The sequence below is a fragment of the Streptomyces coeruleofuscus genome (genome assembly GCF_039532725.1).
GTDB lineage: Bacteria > Actinomycetota > Actinomycetes > Streptomycetales > Streptomycetaceae > Streptomyces > Streptomyces coeruleofuscus.
In genome coordinates, this window is record NZ_BAAASE010000006.1 from 382,608 (window position 1) to 394,788 (window position 12,181).

Consider the following 12,181-nt stretch of genomic DNA (forward strand, 5'->3'; position numbering starts at 1 on the left):
GTCGTCACTCGGTGATGGTGGGGGTCACGCCGTAGAACGGGCGCAGTTCCAGCCACTCGTGGATCGGCTTGCCGCCCGCACCGGGGGCGGCCGACAGCTCCCCGGCCAGCTCGACGGCGCGCTCGTAGCTGTCGACGTCGATGATCATCCAGCCGGCGATGAGGTCCTTGGTCTCCGCGAACGGGCCGTCGGTGACCGGCGGGCGCCCCTCACCGTCGTAGCGGACCCATGCTCCCTCGGGGGCGAGGGCCTGACCGTCGACGAACTCGCCGGTCTTCTCCAGCCGGGCCGCGAAGTCGTTCATGTACTGCATGTGCGCCGAGATCTCCTCCGGGCTCCACTGGTCCATCGGCACGTTGTTGACCGGTGCCGGGGCGCCGCGGTAGTGCTTCAGCAGCAGGTACTTGGCCATGGTGTTCTCCTCGGAGCTGGTGCGACCCATTGTGGTCGCCTTCACCCCGGGGACGGAGCCGGACGCGGGTTCTCGACATCACCGGCCGATTTTTTTTCCGGGCTCTGTGCGTGGTCCGACTCACACCCCGTCAGGCGGCTGGATCGTTCATGATGAGCGGATGCTCAGGTTCATGCCCGTCGGTGACTCCATGACGATCGGGAGCGCGGGCGATCACACGTGGCGCTACCGGATGTGGCAGCACCTGTGCCGGTCCCACGGCGGCCCCTTCACCCTCGTCGGCCCGCGCGAGACGCTCCACGACAAGCTCGCCGACGCCCCGACGTCATACGCGTACGCCGACCCGGACTTCCCCCGTGCCCACCTGGCCGGCTGGGGCGAGGGCTGGCTGCACATGGCGCCGCTGATCGGCGAGGCGGTGCGCTCGTGCCGCGCGGACGTGCTCCTGGTCTCCCTCGGCCTCATCGACCTGGGCTTCTACACGAACGCCGGGCAGACCGCCGAGAACGTCCGGGCCTTCGCGGCCGAGGCACGGGCGGCGAACCGGCGGGTGCGGATGGTGTGGCTGCCGGTGACCCCGAACGTCCGGGCCGAGTCCGACCCGGCCTTCGCCACCGAGGTCGCCCGCTTCAACGAACTGCTGGCGAAGACGGCCGCGGACCTCGACGAGCCCGGCTCGCCCGTCCTCCTGGCCTCGACCCCGCCCTCCTACGACATCCACGCCGACACCTACGACGGCACCCACCCCAACGCGAGCGGCGAGCACAAGATCGCGGCGGCCTTCGCGGAAGCGATGTACCAGGCCTGGGACCTGGGCGGGCCCTACGAGCAGTAACTCCCGGTGATCATCCGGCCCAGGAACTCCGCACAGGGCCCGGGCGCCAGGTCGTCCCAGCGCTCCGCCTCCTGCCCCAGGTAGACGGCCCGGGCGCGGGCGAGGACGGGCCGGTGCCCGGCGGGCAGCCGGTCGAGCGCCCACTCGGCCGCCGCGTCCTTCGAGCGGATGGTCCCGGTCGTGAGGGTGGCCCAGATCCGGGCGAGGGTGAGCAGCACGTTACGGGTGTCGGAGTCCAGCTCCGCCATCAGCTCCGGCACGCCGGCGACGATGGCGCGCCTGAGGTCGTCGTGCGGGACGGGGTCGAGGAGCGCGGCGGGCGGCGGGCCGTGGAGCGGGGCGTCGGCGTTCAGGACCATGGTGAGGAGCGGCGCGAGGTCGGGGCTGGGCTCGGGGCCCGGGGTCACTCCGCGCTCGTAGTCCTCACGCAGCCAGTCGCCGTAGAGGAAGTCGCAGGTCGGCGGGTGGCGCCAGGGCCGTACGTCGTCCTGTACGACGACGATCAGCTCGACGTGCCGCCGCCCGTCCACGCCGGACACCTTGAGCAACTCCTCCACCAGGGCCCGGCGTTGGGCGCGCGTCGTGCGGTCCCGTACGACGGCCAGGACGTCGATGTCGCTGTGCGGCCGGAGGCCGCCGAGGGTGGCGGAGCCGTGCAGGTAGATGCCGAGGACGGAGTCGCCGAGGGTGGTGCGGAGGAGCTGGACGAGGTGGTCGGTGCCGGGCTGCTCTGGCATGGCGCTGTTCCTCGTGTCGTGGTCACCGTGCGTATGGTTGTACTGCGCGGCTGCCCGCGTCCATGGGGCGACCGACGAGTTCCCCCGCGACTGGCGACGCCCCGTCAGAGCCCCGCGTCCGCATGCCGATAGCCCGGCGAGGTCGACACGTGCTTGCTTGGAGCGCACTTCAAGACGTTGGCTTGGGCGGCATGAAGTACACGCAGCTCGGACGCACGGGACTCAAGGTCAGCCGACTCGTCCTCGGCACCATGAACTTCGGACCGCAGACCGACGAGGCCGACAGCCACGCCATCATGGACGCGGCGCTGGACGCGGGCATCAACTTCTTCGACACCGCCAACGTCTACGGCTGGGGCGAGAACAAGGGCCGCACCGAAAGCATCATCGGCACCTGGTTCGCCAAGGGCGAGGGGCGGCGCGACAAGGTCGTCCTCGCCACCAAGGTCTACGGCAACATGGGCGCCGACGGCCCGGCCTGGCCCAACCACGACAAGCTCTCCGCCCTCAACATCCGGCGTGCCGTGGACGCCAGCCTCAAGCGGCTCCAGACGGACTACATCGACGTCTACCAGTTCCACCACATCGACCGGGACACGCCTTTCGAGGAGATCTGGCAGGCGATCGACGTCCTGGTCCAGCAGGGCAAGATCCTCTACGTCGGGTCGTCGAACTTCCCGGGCTACAAGATCGCCCAGGCCAACGAGAGCGCCGCCCGGCGGGGCGGGACCATAGGGCTGGTCAGCGAGCAGTGCCTGTACAACCTCGCCGAGCGGCGTGCCGAGATGGAGGTCATCCCGGCCGCTCAGGACTACGGCCTCGGCGTGATCCCCTGGTCGCCGCTGCACGGCGGTCTGCTGGGCGGTGTGCTCAAGAAGGAGGCCCAGGGCGGTCGCCGCACCTCCGGCCGCGCGGCCGACGCGCTCGCCGACCCCGCCACCCGCGCGCAGATCCAGTCCTACGAGGACCTGCTCGACAAGCACGGCATCGAGCCCGGCGAGGCCGCCCTGGCCTGGCTGCTCACCCGCCCCGGCGTGACCGGCCCGATCGTCGGCCCGCGCACGGCCGAGCAGCTCGCCTCCGCGGTCCGCGCGGCCGAGCTGGAGCTGTCCGAGGAGCTCCTGACCGGCCTGGACGAGATCTTCCCCGGCCCGGGCCCCTCGCCGGAGGCCTTCGCCTGGTGATGTCGTGAGGGCAGCTGCCCCGTCAGGGGCGCGGGGAACTGCGCGACCGGCCACCACCGGCCCGCAGCCGGAACGCAGCCGTCCGCGGTTCCCCCACCGCCCTACCTCCCCAGCACGGAAGCCAGGGCGACGACGAGAAACATCAGCACGAGCACACCGGCCATGATCCGGTTCCGGGTCTTCGGGTCCACGCCCCGAGCCTAACCGGCGCCGCCGAGGGGCCAGCGGGCGACCGCCTCGTAGCGGGGCTGCTCGCCCGCGACCCCCGAGGTCGGCAGATTGCTCCGCACCAGCGTGAGGTCCTCCACCGTCCAGGGGCGGCTCGCGAACGCGTCCAGGGCCTCGACGCAGGCCCGGACGTCGACGGCGTCCCGGCTGCGCGCCAGCGTGAGGTGGGGCTTGTAGCGGCGGTGCTCCCCCATCGGCAGGCCCGCCCGGCGCGCCGCCGCCTCCGCCCGCTCGGCCAGCAGCCGCAGGGTCGCCAGGTCGCCCTCCGCCCCGGCCCACAGGGCACGGCCGTGCCCGAACTGACCGCCGCCGCGCACGGCGAGCGGAAAGGGACCGGTACGGCGGGCCGCCCGCTCCAGCCGGGCCGACAGCTCCGGAAGGAGCTCGTCGTCGACCTCCCCGTAGAAGGCAAGCGTGAAGTGCCACCCGGCCCGACCGGTCCACCGCAGCCCGTCCGCCCCGGGCAGCTCGTGCAAGGCGTCCACGGCGGCACCGAGTTCACGACACACCTCGTCAGGGGGCAGCACGGCCGCGAAGAGTCTCATGGCGCCAGTCTGCCCGCCCCGCCCGGAGATCCGGGCGTGTCCTGGTCACCGTGCGTATCGTTGTACTGCGCGGCCGGATCCATCCACGGGTGCGGCCGGGGAGGAGCGCCACGATGACCGTCCTTGACGACAGGATCGAGATGGCCGACAGCAGCGGCGAACTCACCCTCGACATGATGTTCGAGTGGGTGGAGACGATGCCCGTCCCCGAGGGTTACAAGGTCGAGATCGTCGGGGGGAACATCTTCATGGCGCCTCAGCGGGACACCCACTGGGACATCATCGCGGACATCTATGACCAGCTGCGCGCCAAGTACCCGCGCAAGCGCGTGAAGTCCGACGTCCGCGTCGACTACCCGGGCCATCTCAACGGCTTCGCCTCCGACGTGACCGTGATGGCGGAGGGCGCGGCGAAGAACGCCAAGGGGCTGTGGCGCTACCAGGACGTCGAGTTCGTCGCCGAGGTGATCTCCAGGAAGACCGCGGCGAACGACTACGGCCCCAAGAAGGACGCCTACGCCGCGGCCGAGGTGCCGGTGTACCTGATCGTGGATCCGTACACCGGCCGCTGGCATCTGCACACCAAGCCCAAGGACGGCGAGTACCGGGGCGAGTTGAGTCTCGACTTCGGGGACGACGTGGACCTGACCGGCACCGTCGTCGGCCTCGTCCTCGGGACCGGCGAGTTCCCCCGCGACTGACGCCCGCCTCACGCCGCCGGGGCCAGCTCCTCCCGGTGCTCCCGGGGCACGAACCGCACCCTCGGGTGCCCCCGGTGCCAGCCCACCGACAGCCGGAGGTTGCCCACCCGGGCCAGGACCAGGCCGATCACCGCAGCGGCAAGCGCCGCGACCGCACCGCCGGCCGCGAGGCCGACCCGGGCGCCGTACGTGTCGGTGATCCAGCCGACGATCGGCGCGCCGACCGGGGAGCCGCCGAGGAAGACCATCATGTAGAGGGCCATGACACGGCCGCGCATGGCCGGGTCCGTGGACATCTGGATGCTGGTGTTCGTCGTGACGTTGACCGTCATGCCGAACAGGCCCAGCGGGACCATGAGCAGGGCGAACATCCACAACGTCGGTGTCGTGGCCGCCACGATCTCCAGCGCGCCGAAGACCAGGGCCGCCGCGATCAGCAGCCGCAGCCGGGCCGTGCCGCGCCGGGCGGCGAGCAGGGCGCCCGCGACCGAGCCGACCGCCATCAGCGTGTTGAACATGCTGTAGGCGCCCGCGCCCGCGTGGAACACGTCGTCCGCGAAGGCCGAGAGGTAGACGGGGAAGTTGAAGGCGAACGTGCCGACGAATCCGACCAGGACGATCGGCCAGATCAGCTCCGGGCGGCCGGTGACATAGCGCACGCCTTCGCGAAGCTGCCCCTTGCCGCGCGGGGCGCGCTCGATGACGTGCAGTTCGCGGGCGCGCATCAGCAGCAGGCCGGTGAGCGGCGCGATGAAGGACAGGCCGTTGAAGAGGAACGCGTAGCCGGTGCCGACGCCGGTGATCAGTATGCCCGCGACGGCGGGGCCGACCAGGCGGGCGGACTGGAAGTTCGCCGAGTTCAGGCTGACCGCGTTCTGCAACTGCCGCGGGCCGACCAGCTCGGAGACGAAGGACTGCCGGGCCGGGTTGTCGACCACCGTGGCGAGACCGACCGCGAAGGCGGCGACGTACACGTGCCACACCTGGACGTGACCGGTGAGGACGGCGACGGCGAGGGCGAGGGCGGTGAGGGCCATCGCCGACTGTGTGACGAGCAGGGTGGGCCGCTTGCGCAGCCGGTCGACGAGGACACCGCCGTAGAGGCCGAAGAGCAGCATCGGCAGGAACTGGAGCGCCGTCGTTATGCCGACGGCCGCGGAGGAGCCGGTGAGGCTGAGGACCAGCCAGTCCTGGGCGATGCGCTGCATCCAGGTGCCGATGTTGGAGACGACCTGTCCCATGAAGAACAGGCGGTAGTTCCTCACCTTCAGGGAGGAGAACATCGAGGACTTGCGCGGGCGGGTGTCGGAGGTGGGCGGGGAGTCGTGGGGATCAGGTGCGGGGACGGAAGCTGCTCCGGGTCCCGAACTCAAAGGGTTCGCCTCCTTGCGACGTACGGCTTACAGATGCGCGAGTTTCTCCAGCACGGGGGCGGCGGCGCGCAGTTTCGCCCACTCGTCCTCGTCGAGGTTTTCCACCAATGTGGCCAGGAACGCGTTGCGCTTGCGGCGGCTCTCCTCGAGCATCGCCTCTGCCTGCTCGGTGCGCGTCACGACCTTCTGGCGCCGGTCCTCGGGGTGCGGCTCCAGACGGACCAGTCCCTTGGACTCCAGCAGCGCCACGATGCGGGTCATCGAGGGCGGCTGGACGTGCTCCTTGCGGGCGAGCTCGCCCGGGGTGGCCCTGCCGCACAGGGACAGGGTGCCGAGCACCGACATCTCGGTGGGGCTGAGCGACTCGTCGACCCGCTGGTGCTTGAGCCGACGGGAGAGCCGCATCACGGCGGAGCGGAGGGAGTTCACGGCGGCTACGTCGTCGCCATGGCTGAGGTCCGGCATGTTCTTTAGCGTAACTCATTACTCTCGCTAAAGACCAGCGGTAACACGCAGGACCGTCCGTGACGCCCGCCACTGAACCGTGACATCACTCATATGGGTGACACGGCGGCGGAACGCGCCCCGCCGTACCGATCGGTGCCGCGACCCTCATGGTCATGGGGACCAGTGTGCTCAGCCTGCGAATAGACCACGACCTGCTCGAACGGCTCCGGCACCAGGCCGCGAAACGGGGAATGAGCGTCCAGGACTATGTCGTCCGGACGCTCATTCGGGATGACTTCGACCAGCGGTTCCAGACCGCCGTCGAGGAGACGGAGAGGTTCTACGGATCACCCGACTCCGGCGACGGGGATCAGGTCAGGCCCAGCGCCGGCATCAGGTAGTAGAACGCGAACACCGCCGCCACCGCGTACATCGCCGTCGGCACCTCCCGGCCCCGCCCGGCCGCCAGGCGCAGCACCACGAAGGTGACGAAGCCCATGCCGATGCCGTTGGTGATCGAGTACGTGAACGGCATCATCACCATCGTCACGAAGGCCGGGATGGCGATCGTGTGGTCCGCCCAGTCGATCTCCTTGACCGAGCCGGCCAGGATCAGGAAGCCGACCGCGAGCAGGGCCGGGGTGGCCGCCTGGGACGGCACCATCGTGGCGACCGGCGTCAGGAAGAGGGCGGCGGCGAAGAGGCCGCCGGTGACGACGTTCGCGAGGCCGGTACGGGCGCCCTCGCCGACACCGGCCGTGGACTCGACGAAGGCGGTGGTCGCCGAGGAGGAGCTGGCGCCGCCGGCGGCGACCGCGAGGCCGTCGACGAACAGCACCTTGTTGATGCCGGGCATCTGCCCCTGGGCGTCGGTCAGCTTCGCCTCGTCGGAGACGCCCATGATGGTGCCCATCGCGTCGAAGAAGCACGACAGCAGCACGGTGAAGACGAACAGCACACCGGTCAGCAGGCCGACCTTCTCGAAGCCGCCGAACAGGCTGACCTGCCCGACCAGCCCGAAGTCGGGGGCGGCGACCGGGTTGCCGGGCCACTTGGGTGTGGTCAGGCCCCAGCTCGGCACCTTGGCCACGGCCTCGATGACCACGGCCACGACGGTCATGGCGACGATCGAGATCAGGATCGCGCCGGAGACCTTGCGCACGATCAGGGCGAGCGTGAGCAGCACGCCCAGGACGAAGACCAGGACCGGCCAGCCGTCGAGGTGGCCGTCGCCGCCGAGCTGGAGCGGGACGGTGGTCCGGGCGGCGTCCGGGATGCGGGAGACGAAGCCGGCGTCGACGAGCCCGATCAGCATGATGAACAGGCCGATACCGATGGAGATGGCCTTGCGCAGCCCGTAGGGGACGGCGTTCATCACGCGCTCGCGCAGCCCCGTGGCGACCAGCAGCATGACCACGAACCCGGCGAGGACCACCATGCCCATCGCGTCCGGCCAGGACATGCGCGGGGCGAGCTGGAGGGCGACGACGGAGTTCACACCCAGGCCGGCGGCGAGCGCGATCGGCACGTTGCCGATGACGCCCATGAGGAGGGTGGTGAGCGCGGCCGTGAGGGCCGTCGCGGTGACCAGCTGTCCGTTGTCGAGCTGGTGACCGTACATGTCCTTGGCGCTGCCGAGGATGATCGGGTTCAGCACGATGATGTAGGCCATCGCGAAGAAGGTGGCGAGGCCGCCCCGGACCTCGCGGGACAGCGTGCTGCCCCGCTCGGAGATCCGGAAGAAGCGGTCGAGTGCGCCGTACGTGGGCCCGGCTCCCGGCTGTTCAGGGGCGGGGACCTTGGCGGGAGCCGAGGAGGACATATGTTTGGTGTTTCCTACGAAGAGAAGTGGTCAGACACAAACCGTTTCAGTATGAACATATAAGGCCGCGATCGCACATCTGCGCGCGTAGACCTGATCGCCTCGTAAGCTGTCCCCATGGCGAAATGGACCCCCAGACACGAGGCGCCGGAGCCCCTGGAGGGCCCCGTGGTCGCCACCGTCACCGGCGGCACGATCCTTTGGTTCGTCCTCTTCCTGGTCCAGCTCCCCTTCTACGGCTGGTTCGACGACCGCGGCCACACCTGGTGGGTGTGGACCTGCCTGGCCGGCGCCGGTCTGGGGCTGATCGGCATCTGGTACGTCCGCAAGCGTGATGCCGCGATCAAGCGGGCCGCGGCCCAGCAGGACGTGACGGCGACTCCGTCGGCCGAGTAGGCGCGTTCACGCCCGCTTCCGGCGAGACACACCTCCGTCCCCTCCCTACTCTCGGAGGAGGGGGCGAATCGCCCGAAACCGTCGCGGCCGCCGCCCACCGGTGAGGAGCGCTGCCATGACGACGCAGAACAGTTCGGCCGAGGCCGACCGGGCTCTGAAGGCCAAGCACCGGGCGATGTGGGCGCAGGGCGACTACCCGTCCCTGGCCGCCGAGGTCATCCCCGGTCTCGGGGCGGTCCTGGTCGAGGCGTGCGGGGTGCGCTCCGGTCAGCGGGTGCTGGACGTGGCCGCCGGCACCGGCAACGCCGCGATCCCGGCGGCCCTGGCCGGCGCGGACGTGGTCGCCTCGGACCTGGCTCCGGAACTGTTCGAGGCCGGCCGGCGGGTGGCCGAGAAGCAGGGCGCCCACCTCACCTGGCAGGAGGCCGACGCCGAGGCCCTGCCCTTCGGCGACGCGGAGTTCGACACCGTGCTCTCCTGCGTCGGGGTGATGTTCGCACCGCACCACCAGCAGACCGCCGACGAACTCGTCCGGGTCTGCCGTCCCGGCGGCACCATCGGCCTGCTGAGCTGGACGCCGCAGGGCTTCATCGGCCGGATGTTCGCCACCATGAAGCCGTACGCGCCGCCGCCCCCGCCGGGTGCGCAGCCGCCCCCGCTGTGGGGGGACGAGGACCATGTGCGAGCCCTCCTCGGCGACCGGGTCACGGACGTGCGCGCCGAGCGGCGGACCGTCCGGGTCGACCGCTTCGAGACGCCCGAGGCGTTCCGCGACTACTTCAAGGAGCGCTACGGCCCCACGATCACCGTCTACAAGAACATCGCCGGCGACCCCGAGCGCACCGCCGCCCTGGACCGCGACCTGGCGGACCTCGCCCGCGACGGCGACCTGGGGACGGGCGGGGGCGGGACCGCCCTGGAGTGGGAGTACCTGCTGCTCACCGCGCGCCGGGCGGGCTGACCGCGCGGGTGGCACCGAGGGTCCGACGGTGCTCCGAGGGCGTACAACTGCCGTACGACCAGGGCAGGACGTCCGTCCTTCCCAGGTCGGATCTTCCCCGCATTCGGCAGGTGAAGCGGCAAATCCGCACGTACCGTCGAATGCATGACGCATCTCGACGCGGGTGCCCGGACCGACTCCACGCGGCCGGCGACGGTCACCTCACGCGAGACCGGCCTGACCACGGCTCAGGTCGCCGAGCGGGTCGAGCGCGGCCAGGTCAACGACGTGCCGGTGCGCAGCAGCCGCTCCACCGTCGACATCGTCCGCGCGAACGTCTTCACCCGCTTCAACGCGATCATCGGCGTGCTCTGGCTGATCATGCTGGTCGTCGCGCCGATCCAGGACAGCCTGTTCGGCTTCGTGATCCTCGCCAACACCGGGATCGGGATCGTCCAGGAGTGGCGGGCGAAGAAGACGCTGGACTCGCTCGCGCTGATCGGCGAGGTGCGTCCCACCGTCCGCCGGGACGGGGCCTCCGGCGAGGTCAGCACCTCCGAGATCGTCCTCGACGACCTGATCGAGATCGGGCCCGGCGACAAGGTCGTCGTCGACGGTGTCTGCGTCGAGGCCGACGGGCTGGAGATCGACGAGTCGCTGCTCACCGGCGAGGCGGACCCGGTCGTCAAGCGCCCCGGAGACCAGGTGATGTCGGGCAGCTTCGTGGTCGCGGGCGGCGGGGCCTTCCAGGCCACGAAGGTCGGGCGGGAGGCGTACGCCGCGCAGCTCGCCGAGGAGGCGTCCCGGTTCACCCTCGTCCACTCCGAGCTGCGCTCCGGCATCTCCACGATCCTCAAGTACGTCACGTGGATGATGGTGCCGACCGCGATCGGCCTGATCATCAGCCAGCTGTTCGTGAAGGACAACGCCTTCAAGGACTCCGTCGCCCGCACGGTCGGCGGCATCGTCCCGATGGTCCCCGAGGGGCTGGTCCTGCTCACCTCGGTCGCCTTCGCCATCGGCGTCATCCGCCTGGGCCGCAAGCAGTGCCTCGTCCAGGAGCTGCCCGCGATCGAGGGGCTGGCCCGGGTCGACACCGTCTGCCTCGACAAGACCGGCACCCTCACCGAGGGCGGCATGGACGTCACCGGGCTGCGGCCCCTCCAGGGCTCCGACGAGACGTACGTACGCCGGGTGCTCGGCGCCCTCGGCGAGTCCGACCCCCGGCCGAACGCCTCGCTCAAGGCGATCATCGACGCTTACCCGGCCGCCGAGGACTGGCGCTGCACCCAGGCGCTGCCGTTCTCCTCCGCCCGCAAGTACAGCGGCGCCGCGTTCGCCGAGGCCGACGGGGAGACCAGCACCTGGCTGCTGGGGGCGCCGGACGTGCTGCTCCCCGAGGACGATCCGGCCCTCGCCGAGACCGAGCGGCTGAACGAGCGGGGCCTGCGGGTGCTGCTGCTCGCCCGGGTCGACCGCGACCTCGACGACCCGGAGGTGTCCGAGGGAGCGAAGCCCACCGCGCTGGTGGTCCTGGACCAGCGGCTGCGGCCGGACGCGGCCGACACGCTGCGCTACTTCGCCGAGCAGAACGTGGCCGCCAAGGTCATCTCCGGCGACAACGCGGTGTCGGTGGGCGCGGTCGCCTCCAAGCTGGGGCTGTCCGGCACCACCGTGGACGCGCGCCGGCTGCCCGCCGAGCAGGAGGGAATGGCCGAGGCCCTCGACGACGGCACGGTCTTCGGGCGGGTCACCCCGCAGCAGAAGCGGACCATGGTGGGCGCGTTGCAGTCCCGCGGGCACACGGTCGCGATGACGGGCGACGGGGTGAACGACGTGCTCGCCCTGAAGGACGCCGACATCGGCGTCGCGATGGGCTCCGGCTCGGAGGCGACCCGGGCGGTCGCGCAGATCGTGCTGCTGAACAACAGCTTCGCGACGCTGCCGTCGGTGGTGGCGGAGGGCCGCCGGGTGATCGGCAACATCACGCGGGTCGCGACCCTGTTCCTCGTCAAGACGGTCTACTCGGTGCTGCTGGCGATCCTGGTGGTCTGCTCGCAGGTCGAGTACCCGTTCCTGCCACGCCACCTGACCTTGCTCTCGACCCTGACGATCGGCGTCCCGGCCTTCTTCCTCGCGCTCGCGCCCAACAAGGAACGCGCGAAGCCGAACTTCGTGCGGCGGGTGATGCGGTACGCGATCCCGGGCGGGGCGGTGGCCGCGATGGCGACCTTCGCGACCTACCTGCTCGCCCGGCGGCACTACACGGGCGCGGGCGCCCTGGACGCGGAGACCAGCGCCGCGACGCTCACGCTGTTCCTCATCTCGATGTGGGTCCTGGCGATCATCGCCCGCCCCTACACCTGGTGGCGTATCGCCCTGGTGGCGACGATGGCCGGGGCCTTCCTGCTGGTCCTCGTCGTGCCGTGGCTCCAGGACTTCTTCGCGCTGAAGCTGGTCGGCGTGACGATGCCGTGGCTGGCGGTCGGGATCGCGGCGGTGGCGGCGGCCACCCTGGAGCTCACCTGGAGATGGGTGGACCGCCGCTTCCCGGCGTAGCC

At 70.7% G+C, this 12,181-nt stretch carries 13 protein-coding genes; 7 read left to right on the forward strand and 6 right to left on the reverse strand.

The annotated features are described in order from the left end of the window. Positions 1-4 precede the first annotated feature (4 nt). Positions 5-412, reverse strand: coding sequence for a YciI family protein (locus tag ABFX81_RS25200; RefSeq protein WP_086844440.1), 408 nt, complete (start codon positions 410-412; stop codon positions 5-7). A gap of 160 nt (positions 413-572) precedes the next feature. Here ABFX81_RS25200 and ABFX81_RS25205 point away from each other — a divergent pair, with 160 nt between their 5' ends. Next, positions 573-1,247, forward strand: coding sequence for a GDSL-type esterase/lipase family protein (locus ABFX81_RS25205; protein ID WP_086844421.1), 675 nt, complete (start codon positions 573-575; stop codon positions 1,245-1,247). On the opposite strand, the gene ABFX81_RS25210 is transcribed toward ABFX81_RS25205, so the two are convergent. Continuing rightward, positions 1,235-1,984, reverse strand: a complete 750-nt coding sequence (locus ABFX81_RS25210; protein ID WP_086844419.1) for an aminoglycoside adenylyltransferase family protein — start codon at positions 1,982-1,984, stop codon at positions 1,235-1,237. The genes ABFX81_RS25205 and ABFX81_RS25210 overlap by 13 nt on opposite strands. Positions 1,985-2,175: 191 nt before the next feature. On the opposite strand from ABFX81_RS25210, the gene ABFX81_RS25215 reads away from it, so the two are divergent. After that, on the forward strand, positions 2,176-3,168 hold the full coding sequence (locus tag ABFX81_RS25215) for an aldo/keto reductase (protein WP_086844417.1): 993 nt from the start codon (positions 2,176-2,178) through the stop codon (positions 3,166-3,168). Between the two features lie 200 nt (positions 3,169-3,368). Here ABFX81_RS25215 and thpR read toward each other — a convergent pair whose 3' ends face one another. Further along, positions 3,369-3,941, reverse strand: a complete 573-nt coding sequence (gene thpR / locus ABFX81_RS25220; RefSeq protein ID WP_086844415.1) for an RNA 2',3'-cyclic phosphodiesterase — start codon at positions 3,939-3,941, stop codon at positions 3,369-3,371. 113 nt (positions 3,942-4,054) lie between these two features. On the opposite strand from thpR, the gene ABFX81_RS25225 reads away from it, so the two are divergent. Then, on the forward strand, positions 4,055-4,642 hold the full coding sequence (locus tag ABFX81_RS25225; RefSeq protein ID WP_086844411.1) for a Uma2 family endonuclease: 588 nt from the start codon (positions 4,055-4,057) through the stop codon (positions 4,640-4,642). 8 nt (positions 4,643-4,650) lie between these two features. Here ABFX81_RS25225 and ABFX81_RS25230 read toward each other — a convergent pair whose 3' ends face one another. Both ABFX81_RS25230 and ABFX81_RS25235 read right to left on the reverse strand, forming a co-directional pair. Continuing rightward, positions 4,651-6,015, reverse strand: a complete 1,365-nt coding sequence (locus ABFX81_RS25230) for an MFS transporter (protein ID WP_086844409.1) — start codon at positions 6,013-6,015, stop codon at positions 4,651-4,653. 27 nt (positions 6,016-6,042) lie between these two features. Beyond that, on the reverse strand, positions 6,043-6,480 hold the full coding sequence (locus ABFX81_RS25235; RefSeq protein ID WP_020273509.1) for a MarR family winged helix-turn-helix transcriptional regulator: 438 nt from the start codon (positions 6,478-6,480) through the stop codon (positions 6,043-6,045). Between the two features lie 149 nt (positions 6,481-6,629). Between ABFX81_RS25235 and ABFX81_RS25240 the strand changes: the two genes are divergently transcribed. After that, entirely contained in the window at positions 6,630-6,863 is a 234-nt protein-coding gene (locus tag ABFX81_RS25240; protein WP_086844407.1) for a CopG family antitoxin, read from the forward strand. Here ABFX81_RS25240 and ABFX81_RS25245 read toward each other — a convergent pair. After that, entirely contained in the window at positions 6,833-8,284 is a 1,452-nt protein-coding gene (locus ABFX81_RS25245; RefSeq protein ID WP_086844405.1) for a solute carrier family 23 protein, read from the reverse strand. The genes ABFX81_RS25240 and ABFX81_RS25245 overlap by 31 nt on opposite strands. A gap of 117 nt (positions 8,285-8,401) precedes the next feature. On the opposite strand from ABFX81_RS25245, the gene ABFX81_RS25250 reads away from it, so the two are divergent. The 3 genes from ABFX81_RS25250 to ABFX81_RS25260 all read left to right on the forward strand — a co-directional run bounded on the left by ABFX81_RS25250 (position 8,402) and on the right by ABFX81_RS25260 (position 12,179). Next, positions 8,402-8,680 (forward strand): DUF2530 domain-containing protein, encoded by a 279-nt coding sequence (locus tag ABFX81_RS25250; protein WP_086844404.1) that lies wholly within the window; start codon positions 8,402-8,404, stop codon positions 8,678-8,680. A gap of 115 nt (positions 8,681-8,795) precedes the next feature. Continuing rightward, entirely contained in the window at positions 8,796-9,641 is an 846-nt protein-coding gene (locus tag ABFX81_RS25255; RefSeq protein WP_086844402.1) for a methyltransferase domain-containing protein, read from the forward strand. A 144-nt stretch (positions 9,642-9,785) separates the two neighbouring features. After that, positions 9,786-12,179, forward strand: coding sequence for an HAD-IC family P-type ATPase (locus ABFX81_RS25260; protein WP_086844400.1), 2,394 nt, complete (start codon positions 9,786-9,788; stop codon positions 12,177-12,179). The last annotated feature ends 2 nt before the right edge of the window (positions 12,180-12,181 follow it).